A 17,445-nucleotide genomic window follows, 5' to 3' on the forward strand; every position below is an offset into this window, starting at 1 on the left:
GCCGCATTCGTTATCGAAGCGTGCACGTCTTCGCATGCCGGAAAATTGGTGCAACGTCACGCGGAATTGCACTCACCTCACGTTGAGAATGCACTTTCCGACGTGTCAAATTGCGGTGTTTATAACCGTCAGAATGTCACTCGAAGCCCGGCATAGAAGGCGCGACCGTCGCCAGGAATGTAACCCAACGAATTTGTCAGGCCCAAACTGGGGATGGAGTTGACTTTTATAAGCGCTGCCATTGCGTTATATTTCGTATCGAAAACATTGGTTATGAGCCCGAAAATTTCAGCATTGTCACTGAGCTTATAGCTCGCATTCAGTGAAAGGAGCGCATAAGGGTCTGACTTTTTGAGCGTATTGTTTTCGTCAAATTGAGCATAGCTTCCAGCAACTCCCGTACCCAACGCGCCAATTTTCAGGCGATCATTGACGGCATAGTCGACACTCACGTTCAATATCTGGTTCGGGATATTGGGCATTTCCGAGCCCTTAGGGACAGTGATATTGCCCATTGCATCTGCAGAGGGATTATCCGAACTGAATTCCGTAAATTCCTTTTCGAAGGTTGATTTTTGCAGGATGTAGTCAAGGCCGATCGTCCAGGGACCGGTTTCCAGGGCCGCATTGAAGCGAACGCCCCGGCGCCAGCTGTCGCCTACATTGCTGAACATCGGGCGTGTTTCACGCAATACCAGCCAATAGGTATCCGAGGTCATCTGCGAAAACAGCCGCACATTCCATGAGAGGGTTGCGTCGCCGAGTACGGTGTTTTGTCCGCGAAGGCCAGCTTCAAAATTGTTCGAGTGCGTCTGCAAAAGCGGTTCGTCGGCGATCGGGAAGTTGGGAAACGCACAGGTTGATGCGAGATTGCTGCACATCGTCCCAAAAGAAGTAGGAGCCCGGCTTTCGCGGTTGTAGCCGGCATATCCCACCAAATCACTGTTGAACTTGTAGGTGAGGCCGATTGAGGGATCGACGCTGTAGTCGGTTTTGTGCATGTTCAGATCATAGTCGTAGGTGACGTTCGTTGCCGAACCGTTGTAGCGATTGAGGTCTGAAACGTTAAATCGCAGCGCACTGCCAACCGTCAGCCGATCCGTCACCGCGAGCTGATCTGCAGCATAAACCGAGAAATAAAGCGCTCGCAAATCGGCCGAGGTTGTCTGATAGATCCCTTGGTCATTGGTGTAGACATAGTCGCTGGTATATTCACCCAGGCTTCTCGAAACCGTACCAGAGGTCGTGGATCCATCGAGTGCGGCCCCAATGACGAAATCGTTCGCCCGCCCCAAAAGGGTATCGCTGACTCGTCCCTCGAGTGATGCACCGTAGGTATAAGCGTCTTCACTGTAATTGGTAAACGATGCGTAACGGTATGAACTGGAATATAATGGAAAACGATTACCATTCAGGGTGAGATAGGGCGAGCCCATCATGTTGCAAAGTGTCGCTGCGTTATCGGCGCAGGATTGCGGGGTTTCACCATCGGCCCATTGCTTGGTCCGTGACACGTGACCAATGTAGGTTTTGCCATTCACGTTCCAACCTGAGTCCGTCTCATGTTCGCCAGAAAGCTGTATCTTCCACCGTCTGTCCGTGTCGCCGCTTGGCGCTATGAAGGAACTTGAACGGTCCTTCGCAAGCATTTCGGCCGGTGTCAGACCGTTGCCGGAGGACTTAAGGTCCTGGCCACTCAAGGAAAGGTGTAGGGCTGACGTCTCATTTCGCCAACCAAGGTCACCATAGAATTCGTACTGTTTACTGTCGGTATTATCACGCCAGCTCGGATCCTGGACTCTGCTACCGGCGAAATAGGTCGAGAAATTGTCTTTGGAATTGCCGGTCTGGACGGTCTCGCGATTGCGCCCGAAGGACCCTCCCATGGTGTAGATCTCAGTCCCGATATGATTGAAGCCGTCCGGAGCCGGGCGCGGTTTGGCCAAGTCCCCAAGGCCGATCAGAATTTGATCCGGCTTCAGCGCTCCAACCATGCCCGGTGGCATCACAAAGATCGGATTGATGTTGCCCACCGCCGGAGGTCCACCAAGCGGGGGACCGAGATTGAACGATTTACGTGGCACGATCATTCCGAAGGGCGGCGGCGGCAATCCATCGGGTCCAGACGCGGCCCCCGGACCGGTGCCCGGCCCCGGCCCTTGACCAGGGCCTGGTCCTGCTCCGGAACCGGGGCCCTGGCCCTGGCCTGGAGCTGCACTTGGACCCACACTTGAACCATTGTCCACCAACGTCAGATCCGGGCAAGTCTTGGTGTTGGGATCTTTCGAACGCTTTGTCTGGTCACCGCCGGGACAATCAAGCTTCTGCGCGTCCGTCGTTGGATTTCGGTTTGCCTTTGCTATTTTAACTGCGCCATCCTGTGCGGACGCTCCCGCGCAAACCATCCCCAAAGTGAGGGCACAGCAACTCGCAGCAAGACATAAGCCTGCCTTTGAACACATTCCTTGTCCTCCCCAAGTTTTGCATGTCGTTTTTTTGGAAATAGCTAATCGTTGACCCGCTCCCATTCGGGCCTGCATTCATCAACGATGACCGATCAGGGGTCGCGCCCTGATCGGTGACGGCTTTCAGAGTGTGAAAGCGATCAAAATTGCACGATTATTCCCTTTGAATTTTGCGGCTTGCTCCCTCCCGCAAGCCCCTCAAGGGCAACGATATTCACGGCTACAGTAAACGAGAGCCCGTGCTCCTTCAGCTTCACTGACCTCGTCAACTTCTGCGATAATGAGCATATGCGTGCCAACAATCTGGGTGAAGCTGACTTGGCAATGGAACACCGCTGTCGCCTCATTCAACTCTGGAATCCCGAATCGGCTGGTCTTCCAGTCGCCCATCGCGAATTTATCGGGCAAAAATGTCCCGAAACGGCCTGCAAAGGCATCGGCTATGGGGATATGCTTGCGTGCATTCAGAACATTGAGAGTGAAATGGCGGTTTTTCTCGAGGGCCTGACATGTGCGTGATGACTGGTTGAGGCAGATCATCAGGGTCGGTCGGTCACCATCGGCAGAGACGGAACTCATTGCTGAGATTGTGACGCCCGCACGTCCTGCCGGGCCATCGGTGGCAACAATAGAAACGGGAGCCGCAACCCGCCCCATGCCAGAGATGAATTTCGCTTTCAGAGCGGCTTTTTCCTCGGCTGCGGTCAGTCCGCCTCCGCTTGTCACAGCCGAAGTCTCTATCTGCTGTGACTCTGATGTCCAGTCCGTTGCAGGAAGAACACTCTTGGTGTCTGCCGCAATTTTGTCGCTGTTGGTGTGAACGTGATGTTGCATACCCACCTCCCATTGAGTTTCGCGTGCGCCTGTTTTCCAATTCCTGTTGCTTACGGGCGGGGGCCTTGCGGTCCTTCTGGAAATTTCCGCGCAGCCAACTGCATGGCCGTTTTGTCGAATTGCAGGCCGGGATTGGTGCGCGCCATGGAAATGTCACGGTAATAGCGCTGAAGCCGTGAACCATTTTTCGCCGAAGTGCTCGTGCCGGCAGCACTATAGAGGATCTCGACGGCGTCCATCGACAGATGCGCCGCGTGCTGCAACCCTGCTTGAATGCGAAGATCGTCGAACTCCGTATAAGCGCTGGGGTCCTTCACGCCACGTTCGCAATAGTCGAGATAGGAACGAGTGCCGGCTGCGAGAGCATTGGATGCCATTTCGAGCATGCCCAGTGCGACGCCATAGGGTCGGTGGAAGTCCGGCGCACCTGGCATCGGCGGTCCGAGTTTCGGAGCCCCTGCCCGCAGTCCTACGATCCGTTCGAATTCGTCCAGCGCGGCAAAGCCGACACCCACCAAAATTGAAGTGATCTCCGCCTGGAAGAAGCCGAACATACGGCCTGAATACATGGAGTTACCGTGCAACTTGTAACCTTCGGTGCCACCATCGATATTGACGGCGAAGAAGTTTTGGCGAACCAGCAGAGCCTTGGGGATCAATTGCTTGTCGATGCGGATACTGTTTGAGCCACTGGCGCGCATGCCGATGAAGTCGCGCCAGTTGTCGATCATCTCCCAGCCAGACCTTGGAACCATTGCAATTCCAAGGTCTGGCGGTCCGTCTTTCGCTGGACCCGCGATGCGAACGCCGACGATAGCATGTGTGCTATAGGGCGAACCGGAGCAATAATCCCAGGTTCCGTCAATAATCCAGCCGTCATCACACTCCGTGGCTGTCCCGCCTGGCACGCCGCGTGCCGGGGCTGCGAATTCGCCGTCATTGCCAAAGATAATGTCTTGGCCGGCCTTATCAAACAAAGCTGCAGCATTCACGGCATGCCCGGAAGCAAGGCAGAGACACCAGCCAGAACCGGGGCAGCCCCGCGCAATTTCGACGATGACGCGAGAAAAAACGGTCAGATCAAACTCATAGCCGCCATACATCACAGGCTGTAGGATTCGATAGAAACCGGCCTTGCGAAAACGCTCATGCATTTCAGGAGAATATGTGCCTCGCTCTTCTGCGTCGGCTTGGCCGTCGAGCAAAAGCGGCCGTAAGTCAATGGCGCGCTGTATGATTTGCTCTGGTGTGAGGCCGGGTTCAGGTTGCGCCAATGGCGTCACCTGTTTTTGAGTGCTCTTTGTGGCAAGTACCACGGTGCGTTCTTTGGCAGCGACCACGTCTGAATGCTCCTTGTTTTGAACTCTTCATTCATCGTGTCAGGCCGACTTAAGACGAACAAGGATCAGACAATGTACGTCCGTCGTGCGTACAAAAATCGATTGTCAAATATAAATATATATAAAATTCAATAGGTTGTATCTATGGCTGAAGAGCGCCCAAGTATGGTGAGCGGGTGTCCCATGTTTGATGTATGGCACAGCGCCGTCCTGTTCAAAGTGCAGGGGCCGCTGGTCTAGATTTGCGTTTGGAAAAGTGTGTTGCTTGCGGTTCTGGGCGGGTTCATGGGCTGATCATTGCCCATCCTTGAGGCATGCTGACCAAGGGCGCCTATGCGCTGTCAACATATCATTCTGGTCAATATTGGCGGATGACCGAGGATCTCGCACTGGTAATTAATGCTGGAATATTCAAATTGTGTGCGAACGGTAATTATCGCACGATGCTCTCCGTCGAAACGAATGTCGCACACAATCCTGAGCCGGAGGCGGCTCTCTCTCGGGAAGAATAACAGATCTTATACAAGGACTCGAAGAGATCGACGCATCCTCGTCTTGCAAAATTCCGAATATCTCAAATGCATCAGATGATTGAGATATTCGAAAATAGAATACGAACCGTCATGTTCTCCGTGTCTTCGTATTAGACAAGCGCAGCTTTTGTTTCAGCTTCGGCTTCAGCGGGTGTGTATAGTTTGAACTTGTTCGTCAGCGGGCCGCCCATGGCAATGAGCAAACCGCCTTCGTCAATCGTGCCAAGATCAATCGGTGTCGCCTTCAGATCCCGCATCAATTGCGCAACTTGCTTCTTGGCCTCCGCATCTGCGCCAGCCAGAAAAAGCACGCTTTCATCCCCAGCGGGAGGGAGTGTTTTGTCGAACACAGGGATCGGCTCATGATTGAAAGCTTTGACCAGCTTTGCACCGGGTAGATAACCCGCGACGAGTTCACTGGCGATTGCATCGCCGATGGCGATGACATCTTCGGGCTTCGGGCCGAGACGATTGTTGGTGGCATCAATGACGGTTTTGCCGTCCCAGGGCAGACCAGCTGTGGCATCGGCGATTTGTGGCCACCGGATTGCAAGGATAATAATGTCGGCGGCCAACACCATGTCTTTGCTGGTGGCTGCGCTGGCATTTGGTCCGAGTTGAGAGACCAAATCAGCCAATGTTTCAGGTCCACGCGAGTTCGAAAGAATAACCCGCCAGCCACCGGCTATCGCTTTTGGTGCGAGCATCTGTGCGAGGCGACCTGCCCCAAGAAATCCAAGTGTTTTGGTCATGCTTTGTCCTTCCTCTGAGCCAATAGGGGCCGCCCACGAAGGAAACCCCTCGTGGGCGGGCCATATTGATGCAATCAAGCAAGGGCTAGACTGTGAGGCAAGCGATCACGCGCTCCCGTCCGCAGGGTGTATGTTTCAGGGAAGCTTGTCGAGTCCAGCGCCGGTCGTGCGAACTGTTCGTGGAGTTGAGCTTCGATCCGGTCACGCGTTGCGAGCAATGGGTCACGTATCTGATCCATTGCGTCTTCAATCGTGAGCATATTGGCCCGCCAGACAACGTTCATGCAGGCAAGTACCTTCCCATTCAAGCGAATGGGTGCAGCAAGGCTGACGCATCGCGGGTGCGGTAGTTCGTTGCAGGCGCTAACACCATCACGACGACCCGTTTCAATAATCTCCTTAATGAAAGCGCGATCGCGCGCGCCCTTATCCTCAGATGCTGATGACGCATTCAGAGCGCAAAGGATCGACTTTAGCTCGTCATCCGGGCAGTGACTGAGATAGGCACGGCCCAGCGGGCTCATCAGCATAGACCGCCGATTGCCGACCATTCCGACATCGCACGACATGGGACTGATGCGATGTGTGGTTCCCTGGATGATCATTGCAGCTTTGTGGTAAACAGCAATGTCCGACGGCCAAATGATCTCCGATGTGAGTTCAAGCAGTGCTGGCAAGGCGATTTCATCAATCCAATTCAGCCGAACGGATGACCTGTTGCCCGCCAATCGCTGCACGCCAGAGCTAAGACGATATTCGTCTCCGAGCTGACTGCGATAGACCAAGTTGAGTTCGCTCAGCGTTTCAAGAATTCGATGGACTGTAGGACGTGGAAGATTGACGTTTTCAGCAATCTCCGGCGGTGCAGCTCCTTTAACCGTATTGAGGTACTGCAACACGTCTATACCGCGCTCCAGTGCTCTGATGCTTTTGTAAGTCATGGTCTCCTCCCATTTGACTTTTTTGGAAAACATGCTCCTCGCTCTATGCATTGTCAAACCTGTCAGATATCGATGAGCGCCGCTCATTCGCCTGCCATCGCCGGCGCTTTACCCGCGAATTCATTGGATTTTCTACCCGTGGTTTCTAGTGGCGGCGTTGGTTCGCCAGGCGGACGGGAGAAAAATAAGACCAAAAAGAACGGGTCGCTTGCCCCGTTCCAAGAGGCGTGACATTGCCATTTGTCGACTGCCCTTGCGACAATCAGAAGCCAGGATTGGCGTCCGCATTCTCAACCGGATGAAAGAACTAAGTCCGCGATTAACCATCTGACGTTTTAGCCAGGTTCTGTTCCCTTTTGATGAAAGGAGGGGTGGGACAAGCCCTTCTTTGCCTGGGTTGGTTTTTCAACTGATGGTCAATGTGATTGTGTTCCGGCGTGCAAAATTGACCCCATTAGCGGGGTAATCGGCGTCCAATTTTGACCCCCTTCGGATTTATCTGACCATCCGTCTTTTGACGGCGGATGGAGAGGGAGTTGAAGCGAGTGGATACGATTGCGCGCGTCCGGCGGGCCTTTCATGTTCAAGGTTGGTCGATGAAGAAGATCGCCCGTGAACTGCATGTTTCCCGCAACACGGTCCGCAAGATATTGCGCAGCGACGAGACCGACTTCTCCTACGAGCGCGAGCGGCAGCCTTTGCCAAAGACGGGGGCCTGGCAGGCGGAGATCGAGCGGTTTCTTGCGACGAACGAAGGCAGGCCATCGCGCGAACGGCTAACGCTGATCCGGATTTACGAGGAGCTTCGAGCGCTCGGATATGACGGCAGCTATGATGCGATCCGCCGTTACGCCAAGGGTTGGGCGAAGAACCGGGGATCAGCGACGGCGCAGGCCTATGTGCCGCTCTACTATGCACCCGGCGAAGCCTACCAGTTCGACTGGAGCCACGAGATCGTGCTGATCAACGGCACGACGACGACCGTGAAGGTTGCTCATGTCCGGCTCTGCCACAGCCGCATGATGTTTGCACGTGCCTATATGCGCGAGAGCCAGGAGATGGTGTTTGACGCCCACGACAAGGCGTTTGCCTTCTTCCGTGGTACCTGCACGCGTGGCATCTACGATAACATGAAGACGGCGGTGGAGGCGGTGTTCGTGGGCAAGGAGCGGCTATACAATCGCCGCTTTCTGCAGATGTGCAGCCACTACCTTGTTCAGCCTGTCGCCTGCACCCCGGCGTCTGGTTGGGAGAAGGGCCAGGTCGAGAACCAGGTTGGCCTGGTGCGCGAACGCTTCTTCACGCCGCGCCTGAGGGTTAAGAGCCTTGAGGAATTGAACGTTTGGCTGCTCGACAAATGCGTCGCCTATGCCAAAGCGCATAACCATCCGGAACAGGCCGACCAGACGATCTGGCAGATGTTCGAAGCCGAACGCAGCAGCCTCGTCCCCTATGTCGGTCCGTTCGACGGCTTTCACTGCGTTCCGGCCTCGGTCTCGAAGACCTGCACGGTCCGTTTCGACAATAACAAATACTCGGTCCTCTCAACGGCTGTCGGCCGCCCGGTCGAAGTCCACGCCTATGCCGACCGGATTGTGGTCAAGCAGGATGGCACGGTCATCGCCGAACATCGGCGCAGCTTCGGCCGCGGCGAGACGGTCTATGATCCCTGGCATTATGTGCCTGTCCTGGCCCGTAAACCCGGCGCTCTTCGCAATGGCGCGCCGTTCCGCGACTGGGTAATGCCGGCGGCGATGGAGAAGGTCCGCAAGCGATTGAAGACAGTCGATGACGGCGATCGGCAAATGGTCACCATTCTCGGATGCGTACCGGGCGACGGTATCACGACCGTTGAGGCCGCCTGCCAGGAGGCGCTTGATCAGGGCGTCTGCTCGGCTGCCGTCATCCTCAACATACTGGCGCGGCGTCGTGATCCTGCTCCGGCTGCGCCCCTGCAAATCCCCGATGCACTGCGGCTGACCCATGAGCCGGTCGCCGATTGCGCTCGCTATGACAGCCTCAGGAGGGCAAGCTGATGGAACGCACACAGGTTCTGGAATTGATGAGCACCTTGAAGCTCTACGGCATGCGCAGCGCCTATGACGAGGTCATGGGCAACGGCATCAAGCGCCAGCATGAGCCGCCGCGTATCGTTGGCGATCTTCTGCAGTCCGAGATCGCCGAGAAGCAGGCCCGCTCCATCCGCTACCAGCTCAGCATCGCCAAGCTGCCGCTCGCCAAGGATATCGACGACTTCGACTTCACCAACACGCCCGTCAATGAAGGCCTTGTCCGCGACCTGGCCACCGGAGCCTTTGTTGCCGATCAGCGCAATGTTGTTCTCGTCGGAGGCACGGGCACCGGCAAGAGCCACCTGGCCATCGCGATCGCCCGCGCGCTCATCCGCAACGGCACACGCGGGCGCTTCTACAATGTCGTCGACTTGGTCAATCGGCTGGAGACGGAGACGCGCAGCGGCAAGCAGGGCCGGACGGCGGACTATCTCAACCGCCTCGACTTCATCATCCTCGACGAACTCGGATACCTGCCATTCGCCCAGGCCGGCGGCCAGCTTCTGTTCCACCTGATCAGCAGGCTCTACGAGCGCACATCCATCATAGTCACCACCAACCTGGCATTCGGCGAATGGCCAACCGTCTTCGGCGACGCCAAGATGACCACCGCGCTCCTCGACAGGCTCACCCATCACTGCGAGATCGTCGAAACCGGCAACGAGTCCTGGCGCTTCAAAAACCGCTCTCAAAGCTAAAGCCGAAGAGCCCCATCACCCGCACCTGTTTCGCCCTCTGCAACCCCGGCCAGCGCCGGGCGATCCAGGTGCTGATCGTCAACACGGGGGTCAACATTGGACGCCGATATGGGGTCAACTTTCCGCGCCGATTGACAAACGAGCACGTTGGGAGAGTAGTAATACTTGTCCGTGAAGTCGATGACCTTCTTACGCTCGTCGGTAATCGACATGGAACTCCAGATAACGTCGAACTTCTTGGCAAGCAGAGCCGGGATGATACCGTCCCATGCGACATCAACGATCTCGCACTTGGCCTTCATCTGCTTGCAAACGGCGTCCATGAGGTCGATTTCCCAACCCTGCCATTTGCCGCTGGCATCTTTTACTGAGAACGGTGCGTAAGGCTCAGCGGCCACGCCGAAACGAATGACATCGTCAGCAGCGGAGGGCGACTTGGTCATGCCGAATGTTGCGGCGATGACGGACAGTACAATTGCGATCTTTTTCATGTTTTAATTCCCCTTTTTTTGTTGCTGGCAGATTTATCAGGTCGAGCCGGTCTCCAGTCGGCCCAAAGCTTCGCAGACGGAAAACAGATAGTTTTCCGTGTTTCTAGGCGTTGTGATCTGGATGGATGCTGGAAGCGCACCCGCCATGGGCACCGGCATTGCAAGCGCTGGTACACCGAAAAAGTTTGCCCAGCGGCGAAAGTGACCTCCGGCCAAGCCATAAGGCATGAAGTCGTTTCCCACTGCCGTCTGCTCGTCCGACAGGCGTGGTGCAAGCCCGGGCACAACTGGCGTCACCAGAACATCGACTTCTGACAACAGTCTGTGAAATTCACCTTGGATTTGCGCTTGGTACGCGACCGCTGATTGATAGGCGGCTTCTGAAATCAAGGCTCCATTCGATAGAAACGTGCGAACCGCTGCCCCAACCCGCCCGGGATGCGCTTCGACAAGCGGGCCATAGAAAGCCGTGAACTCATACACCAGGATTGTCAGCCCTGCTTCGCGAACCTCGCGGGCAAACCGGAATGGGAGGACCTGGATTTGCGCGCCTGCCCTTCGTGCTAAGGCCAGAAACGCGTCATGTGCGGTTGCAATTGCGGGGTCAACCGCTGCTGCATATAAATCAGGGCAGAGACCAATTCGCATTCCCGCAACCGACACGCGTCTCTTCTCCGGCGTATCGATTCCTGCCATGGCATAATGAAGCAGACGGGCATCCGCCACGTTTCTAGCGATTGGACCGATTGTATCGAAGGTCGGCGCGGTGGGCATCGTGCCTGTCGGGTCAATGACACCATTGGTTGGCTTGAACCCCACGAGACCGGTCGCTGCGGCGGTGGAGCGGTTCGATCCACCGGTGTCGGTTCCGATGGCGGCAATACAAAAGCCCGCCGCTACGGCTGCCGCCGAACCGCTGCTCGTTCCGCCGGTGCCTCTTTCGGCGTCCAGCGGATTGACAACCTTTCCGTACCAGGGATTATCGTGGTTGCCTGCCGTGAGTTCGTGCAGATTGCTTTTGCCAATGATGATCGCGCCAGCCGATCTCAGGTTTGCCACACAACGGGCGTCGTTCACTGCATGGTCCCCGTTGAGCAGGCGAGATCCACCAGTCGTTTGCCAGCCACGAACATCGATCATGTCTTTGATCGCAACGGGAATACCGTGCAGTGGGCCAATTCGTTTTCCGGCTCGAATTGCCGCTTCCGCTAGTTGCGCTTCTTCAAGCGCCTCCGCACGCGCTATGAAGATCATCGCTCCAAGTTTATCGTTCTGTTCCTGGATACGCTCAAGGCACGTCTTGACGACCGAGAGGGGCGACAATCCTTCCAGAAACTGGCCTTGAGCTTGGGTAATCGTCTGAGGAAAGGGTTTCGCCACCAGGTTCACTCACTCTCAGGTCTTGGCTTTAGTCAAAATGACGCTAACAGGTCGATTTCAGACTTCCTAATTCCTGCAGGCCGTGGGTTGATTACCAATAGTTATAACGCTGCGGCCACAGCATGTGTGGATCAGGACAGACAGTTCGCTTCAATGTTGGATTTCCGTTCTGTGGCGGTAAACGATACCCGCTGGCCGTTCACTATAGCCGCGAGTTATTCTGTATTCCTCGACGTGAAGAGCACAGGTCCCAAAAAGATTCGGAACTTACAGTCCGTCCAAGAATCGCCGCTGGCCGTCTGCAAATGGCAATTTCTGCGCTTCCGGTACTCACGTACGTTAAGTACGCTCCGTTCCGGTTCTCAAAATCACCATTTTCGCCAGACCAGCAGCAATTCTTGAACAGACTGTTAGAGACCTCGTTTTATTAACTAAGTCGCTGATTTATGTTCTTTTGGGGCATCGCCCATAATATTGGCAAGTCATCCGGCCTGGTTGGACCGTGCGACAGAAGCGGCGAGCCTCTGTCGCAAAGACTGCCGCTCTTCTCTATCGCGCCATTTTTTGCAGAGATTACAAACTGTAACCACCGCGGTTTCCTTAATCGCGGTGGTTATTCTGTTGCAACGGTCTGTTCAGATTCAGGCCGTTCTGTAGCGTTCCAGCCAGTGAGCATATGGTGCGGGAAGTGTCCAGGACGGCTTGTCGATACCTAGCTCAAGCGCCGCTTGATAAGGCCAATGGCTGTTGGCAAGCAGCGGGCGGCCAAGCGACACCATATCTACAAAATCGTCTGCGATCAGTGCATCGGCCTGCTTTGGCTCGCTGATGAACCAGCTCGTGGTGGCGGGAAGTCCAACCTCACGCCGTACCCGTTGGGCGATCGGCCCCATGAAAGCAGGCCCCCAAGGAATATTCGCGGTCGGCGTGGAGAAGCCAATGCTGACATCAATAATGTCGAGGCCGCCAGCCTTGAAGCGGCGAACCATTTCGATCCCCTCTTCAAGGTCGTTCGAACCATCGAATTCGGTCACGCCAAAGCGAGCGGCAAGCGGTAGATGTTCGGGCCAGACATCGCGAACAGCAGCCAGCATTTCGAGCAGAAATCTCGCTCGTCCGTCAAAGTCACCGCCATAATTGTCTGTGCGCTTATTAGACCAGGTCGAAAAGAAGCTTTGTCCGAGATAGCCATGAGCAAAGTGAAGCTCAAGCCATTCAAAGCCAGCGGCCAGCGCCCGCTTCGCCGCAGAGACAAAGTCTGCCTTGATACGCTCGATATCGGCAAGGGTCATGGCCTGCGGCACCTTGCCAAGATTTGCTCCGAACGCAATGGCGGATGGTGCCAGCGTTTCCCAGCCACGCGGGTCAGACCCGGAAATATGGTCGTCTCCCTCCCATGGACGATTGGCGCTCGCTTTGCGGCCCGCGTGTCCGATCTGAATCCCAGGAACGGCACCTGCCGCCTTCATCAAATGCACCGCTTTTTTCCAAGGCTCAATCTGCTCATCGTTCCAGATGCCTGCGCATCCGGGAGTGATCCGGCCTTCTGGCGATACTGCTGTCGCCTCAGCGACCACCAAACCTGCCCCGCCGCGCGCGAGTCCAGCCAGATGGACGTGATGCCAGTCATTGATAATGCCGTCCTCGGCCGAATACTGGCACATCGGCGATACCGCAATGCGATTTCGCAGTGTTATGCCTTTGAGTGTGAAAGGGGTAAACAAGGATGACATGGAGACTCCAATTGATCGTTATAAATGCACATATATATTTTCGATAGTTCGATTACAATCGAACTTTGCAACAACACCTTGTGATGCTAGAATGAATCATGCGCGCCATCCCACATCCCGCTTTGAAAGACGTTACTCTCACCCAGATGCTCTACGCTCTCAGCGACCCTGTACGGCTGGGCGTCGTGCGTCAGCTTTCAAATGAGGGACAGGCCACATGCTCTGCACTGGATGGGGGCCGGCCGAAGTCCAGCATGTCCCACCACTTTAAAGTCTTGAGAGAAGGCGGCCTGGTTTTTACCCGCACAGATGGACCAACGCACTTGAACGAGCTGCGCCGTGAAGAGATCGATGAGCGATTTCCGGGTCTATTGGACGCTGTCCTGGCCGTATCAGACGAGCCGGGCTGACGGCACCGCACGGTGGTCCCATGGTGGTTGATAGCCGCCCGGCTCGGTTGTAATTTGAAGGCCAAATGGCTTTGGATCTGGTGACCAACGTCAAACGTGAAATGCCGTCAAAGCCCTTCTGCATTCATCTGCACGCCAATATCGTAAATGTTTGATCGACATCTCGGGTGCAGCCTTGAGGGGATCGAACCTACGACCCCATGGTTGATATTCGAGGGAAGGCCTAAAATATCAGGCTGTATTGAGGCTTAAAAATCCCAGTCCTCGTCCTCAGTCGCAACTGCCTTGCCGATGACATAGGACGAGCCTGAGCCGGAAAAGAAATCATGATTCTCGTCGGCATTCGGCGAGAGTGCCGACAGGATTGCCGGATTGACCTTGCAGGCCTCTGTCGGAAACAGCGCCTCGTAGCCGAGGTTCATCAGCGCCTTGTTCGCGTTGTAATGCAGAAATTTTTTGACGTCCTCTGTCAGTCCGACACCGTCATAGAGCGCCTCGGTGTATTTGGCCTCGTTGTCGTAGAGCTCAAGCAGCAGGTCGAAGGCGAAGTCCTTGATTTCCTGCCGCCGCTCCTCGCTTAAGGGCTCGAGACCACGCTGAAACTTGTAGCCGATGTAATAGCCATGCACAGCCTCGTCGCGGATGATGAGACGGATCATGTCAGCCGTGTTGGTGAGCCTGGCGCGGCTCGACCAGAACATTGGCAGATAGAAGCCGGAATAAAACAGGAAGCTTTCCAGGAACACACTGGCGATCTTGCGTTTCAGCGGGTCAGGATTGCGATAGTGTTCGAGGATCAGCGCCGACTTCTTTTGCAGAAACTCGTTTTCTTCAGACCAGCGATAGGCATCATCCACGTCGGACGTCGAACACAGGGTCGAAAAGATCGAGGAATAGGAACGGGCATGCACCGCTTCCATGAAGGAGATGTTTGAATAGACCGCCTCCTCATGCGGCGTGATGGAATCCTCCATCAGCGTTGGCGCACCGATGCTCGTCTGTATGGTATCGAGCAGGGTCAGCCCCGTGAAGACGCGGATGGTCAACTGTTGTTCTTCCGGCTTCAACGCCGCCCAGGATGGGATGTCGTTTGACAACGGCACCTTCTCCGGCAGCCAGAAATTGCCGGTCAGCCTGTTCCAGACCTCCAGGTCCTTGTCGTCGTCGATGCGGTTCCAGTTGATCGCACGCACCGGCTTGGTTTGCGTCGGGGTGTTGGTCTTCATCTGTATGTTCATGTGATATCTCGATCTCACAGCGCGCAGGATACGCAGCCCTGCACTTGCGTGCCGGCCAGCGCCATCTGACGGAGGCGAATGTAATAGATGGTCTTGATGCCCTTCTTCCAGGCGTAGATCTGTGCTCGGTTGATGTCGCGGGTGGTCGCTGTGTCGCGGAAGAACAGCGTCAGCGAAAGACCTTGATCCACATGCTGGGTGGCGGCCGCATAAGTGTCTATGATCTTCTCGGGTCCGATCTCATAGGCGTCCTGATAGTAATCAAGGTTATCATTGCTCATGAAGGCGGCCGGATAGTAGACGCGGCCGATCTTGCCTTCCTTGCGGATCTCGATCTTCGAGACGATCGGATGGATCGAGGAGGTCGAATGGTTGATGTAGGAGATCGACCCTGTCGGTGGCACAGCCTGAAGGTTCTGGTTATAAAGGCCGGACGTCATCACCACCTCTTTCAGCGCCAACCAGTCTTCCTGTGTCGGGATCGTGATTCCGGCCGTTTCGAATAGTTCTGCGACGCGCCTGGTCGCTGGAAGCCATTCGGTTTGCGTATATTTGTCGAAATACTCGCCAGACGCATATTTCGAGTTCTCGAAGCCCTTGAAGCTCGGGCCGCGTTCGACGGCAATCCGGTTCGAGGCGCGGATGGCGTGATAGGTCACCGTGTAGAAATACATGTTGGTGAAATCGATGCCCTCTTCCGAGCCGTAGTAGATGCGTTCGCGGGCGAGATAGCCGTGCAGGTTCATCTGGCCAAGGCCGATGGCGTGGCTGTCGTCATTGCCTCTCTCGATTGAGGGAACCGACGAGATATGGCTCATGTCGGACACGGCGGTCAGCGCCCGGATCGCGGTCTCTATGGTCTTGCCGAAGTCCGAGGAATCCATCACGGCTGCGATGTTCAAGGACCCGAGATTGCAGGAGATGTCCTTACCCATGGTCTTGTAGGACAGGTCGTCATTGTAAGTGCTGACGTCGCTCACCTGTAGGATTTCCGAGCAGAGATTGCTCATCGAGATGCGTCCGGCAATCGGGTTGGCGCGGTTCACCGTGTCCTCGAACATAATGTACGGATAGCCGCTCTCGAACTGGATTTCGGCGAGCACCTGGAAAAAATCACGCGCCTTGATCTTCTTCTTGCGAATGCGGCTGTCGGCGACCATCTCGCGATATTTTTCCGTGACTGAGATTTCGGAAAACGCGACGCCGTAGACACGCTCCACGTCGTAGGGTGAAAACAGATACATATCCTCGTTGTTCTTCGCCAATTCAAAGGTGATGTCGGGGATCACCACACCGAGAGACAGAGTTTTGATCCTGATCTTCTCGTCGGCGTTTTCACGCTTGGTATCGAGGAAACGCATGATATCGGGATGATGGGCATTCAGGTAGACAGCCCCTGCCCCCTGGCGCGCACCGAGCTGGTTGGCATAGGAAAAACTGTCCTCCAGCAACTTCATCACCGGGATGACACCCGAGGACTGATTCTCGATCTGCTTGATCGGTGCACCAGCCTCGCGGATATTGGTCAGGGACAACGCCACCCCACCCCCACGCTTGGAAAGTTGCAATGCCGAGTTGATGCCACGGGCGATGCTTTCCATATTGTCTTCCATGCGCAGCAGGAAGCAGGAGACCAGTTCGCCGCGTTGCTTCTTGCCGGCATTGAGAAAGGTCGGCGTCGCCGGCTGGAAGCGACCGGAGATAATCTCATCGACCATGTCCCGCGCCAAAGCCTCATTGCCCTGCGCCAGCGTCAATGCCACCATGCAGATCCGGTCTTCGTAGCGCTCCAGATAGCGCTTTCCGTCGAAGGTCTTCAGCGTGTAGCTGGTGTAATATTTGAAGGCGCCGAGAAAGGTCGGGAAGCGAAACTTCCTCGCATAGGCATGATCGAAAAGATCGCGCACGAAGTTGAACGCATACTGGTCCAACACCGCTTGCTCATAGTAGCCTTCGTCCACGAGGTAATCGAGCTTCTCCCGCAGATTATGGAAGAAGACGGTGTTCTGGTTGACGTGCTGCAAGAAATACTGTTTTGCCGCCAGAGCGTCCTTATCGAGTTGGATTTTACCATCCTCATCGTAGAGGTTTAGCATCGCGTTCAGCGCGTGATAATCCAGCGCCTGTTCGTCCGCCTTCAAAGGGCGCTCGAAAGTTGTGACGTCCAAAATCGTTCCATCCCATATTTGACATTGGCGACATCCTCGTCCGTGCCGAGCAATTCGAACTTGTAAAGGTACGGTACCCGACATTTCTGTGAGATCACGTCGCCGGCGAGACAGAACGTCTCGCCGAAATTACTGTTGCCCGCGGCGATCACGCCCCGGAGATGAGAGCGGTTGTCCGCATCATTGAGGAAGCGGATGACCTGTTTTGGAACGGCCCCTTTGCCATCGTCACCCGAATAGGTTGGCACGATCAGAACATAAGGTTCATTGATCGACGCATTGCCGCTCCGTGGGCTGACGGGGATACGTGACGCGCGCAAACCAAGCTTGCCGACAAAGCGATGGGTGTTTTCCGACGCACTGGAAAAATAGACAATCAGCCCCATCGCC

The 17,445-nt window shown here is 55.5% G+C and carries 12 protein-coding genes and 2 pseudogenes; 3 read left to right on the forward strand and 11 right to left on the reverse strand.

Features of this window, described 5'->3' with window-relative positions; genetic code table 11:
- Positions 1–128 precede the first annotated feature (128 nt).
- From IEI95_RS10165 to IEI95_RS10185, 5 genes are all read right to left on the reverse strand, one after another.
- Positions 129–2,111 (reverse strand): TonB-dependent receptor domain-containing protein, encoded by a 1,983-nt coding sequence (locus tag IEI95_RS10165; protein ID WP_234894745.1) that lies wholly within the window; start codon positions 2,109–2,111, stop codon positions 129–131.
- A gap of 552 nt (positions 2,112–2,663) precedes the next feature.
- On the reverse strand, positions 2,664–3,299 hold the full coding sequence (locus IEI95_RS10170; protein ID WP_156537467.1) for a flavin reductase family protein: 636 nt from the start codon (positions 3,297–3,299) through the stop codon (positions 2,664–2,666).
- Positions 3,300–3,349: 50 nt separating this feature from the next.
- Positions 3,350–4,639 carry an acyl-CoA dehydrogenase family protein gene (locus IEI95_RS10175; RefSeq protein WP_194416376.1) on the reverse strand — a complete coding sequence of 430 codons (1,290 nt, stop codon included), beginning with the start codon at positions 4,637–4,639 and terminating at the stop codon, positions 3,350–3,352.
- A 643-nt stretch (positions 4,640–5,282) separates the two neighbouring features.
- The gene (locus IEI95_RS10180) at positions 5,283–5,924 is read right to left on the reverse strand and encodes an NADPH-dependent F420 reductase (protein WP_156537569.1); all 642 of its coding nucleotides are present in this window, start codon (positions 5,922–5,924) and stop codon (positions 5,283–5,285) included.
- Positions 5,925–5,998: 74 nt separating this feature from the next.
- Positions 5,999–6,865: a helix-turn-helix domain-containing protein gene (locus IEI95_RS10185; RefSeq protein WP_234891079.1), complete on the reverse strand. Its 867-nt coding sequence runs from the start codon at positions 6,863–6,865 to the stop codon at positions 5,999–6,001.
- A 536-nt stretch (positions 6,866–7,401) separates the two neighbouring features.
- On the opposite strand from IEI95_RS10185, the pseudogene istA reads away from it, so the two are divergent.
- Both istA and istB read left to right on the forward strand, forming a co-directional pair.
- Positions 7,402–8,968 (forward strand): annotated as a pseudogene (gene istA, locus IEI95_RS10190) (IS21 family transposase).
- A complete protein-coding gene (gene istB / locus IEI95_RS10195) occupies positions 8,901–9,635 on the forward strand; it encodes an IS21-like element helper ATPase IstB (protein ID WP_156543945.1) in 735 nt (244 codons plus the stop codon). Before istA ends, istB begins: the two are co-directional and overlap by 68 nt.
- A gap of 137 nt (positions 9,636–9,772) precedes the next feature.
- Here the strand turns inward: istB and IEI95_RS10200 are convergent.
- The 3 genes and pseudogenes from IEI95_RS10200 to IEI95_RS10210 form a co-directional block, all read right to left on the reverse strand.
- A pseudogene (locus tag IEI95_RS10200) lies at positions 9,773–10,078 on the reverse strand (transporter substrate-binding domain-containing protein); the annotation flags it as partial.
- A gap of 84 nt (positions 10,079–10,162) precedes the next feature.
- On the reverse strand, positions 10,163–11,506 hold the full coding sequence (locus tag IEI95_RS10205) for an amidase (protein ID WP_234934198.1): 1,344 nt from the start codon (positions 11,504–11,506) through the stop codon (positions 10,163–10,165).
- Between the two features lie 641 nt (positions 11,507–12,147).
- Entirely contained in the window at positions 12,148–13,239 is a 1,092-nt protein-coding gene (locus tag IEI95_RS10210; protein ID WP_156533106.1) for an NADH:flavin oxidoreductase/NADH oxidase, read from the reverse strand.
- A 98-nt stretch (positions 13,240–13,337) separates the two neighbouring features.
- Between IEI95_RS10210 and IEI95_RS10215 the strand changes: the two genes are divergently transcribed.
- The gene (locus IEI95_RS10215) at positions 13,338–13,649 is read left to right on the forward strand and encodes an ArsR/SmtB family transcription factor (RefSeq protein WP_156533104.1); all 312 of its coding nucleotides are present in this window, start codon (positions 13,338–13,340) and stop codon (positions 13,647–13,649) included.
- Positions 13,650–13,897: 248 nt separating this feature from the next.
- Here the strand turns inward: IEI95_RS10215 and nrdF are convergent, their stop codons facing one another.
- Genes nrdF through nrdI form a run of 3 tightly spaced genes read right to left on the reverse strand, consistent with a single transcriptional unit; the run spans position 13,898 to position 17,441 of the window.
- Complete coding sequence (gene nrdF, locus IEI95_RS10220) at positions 13,898–14,887, reverse strand: class 1b ribonucleoside-diphosphate reductase subunit beta (RefSeq protein ID WP_156533102.1); 990 nt, start codon at positions 14,885–14,887, stop codon at positions 13,898–13,900.
- Positions 14,888–14,901: 14 nt separating this feature from the next.
- Positions 14,902–17,028, reverse strand: a complete 2,127-nt coding sequence (gene nrdE / locus IEI95_RS10225) for a class 1b ribonucleoside-diphosphate reductase subunit alpha (protein WP_194416430.1) — start codon at positions 17,026–17,028, stop codon at positions 14,902–14,904.
- Entirely contained in the window at positions 17,025–17,441 is a 417-nt protein-coding gene (gene nrdI / locus IEI95_RS10230; protein ID WP_194416378.1) for a class Ib ribonucleoside-diphosphate reductase assembly flavoprotein NrdI, read from the reverse strand. The genes nrdE and nrdI overlap by 4 nt, the downstream gene beginning before the upstream one ends.
- Between the last annotated feature and the right edge of the window lie 4 nt (positions 17,442–17,445).

This window comes from Agrobacterium vitis (genome assembly GCF_014926405.1).
GTDB classification, from domain to species: Bacteria; Pseudomonadota; Alphaproteobacteria; order Rhizobiales; family Rhizobiaceae; genus Allorhizobium; species Allorhizobium vitis_H.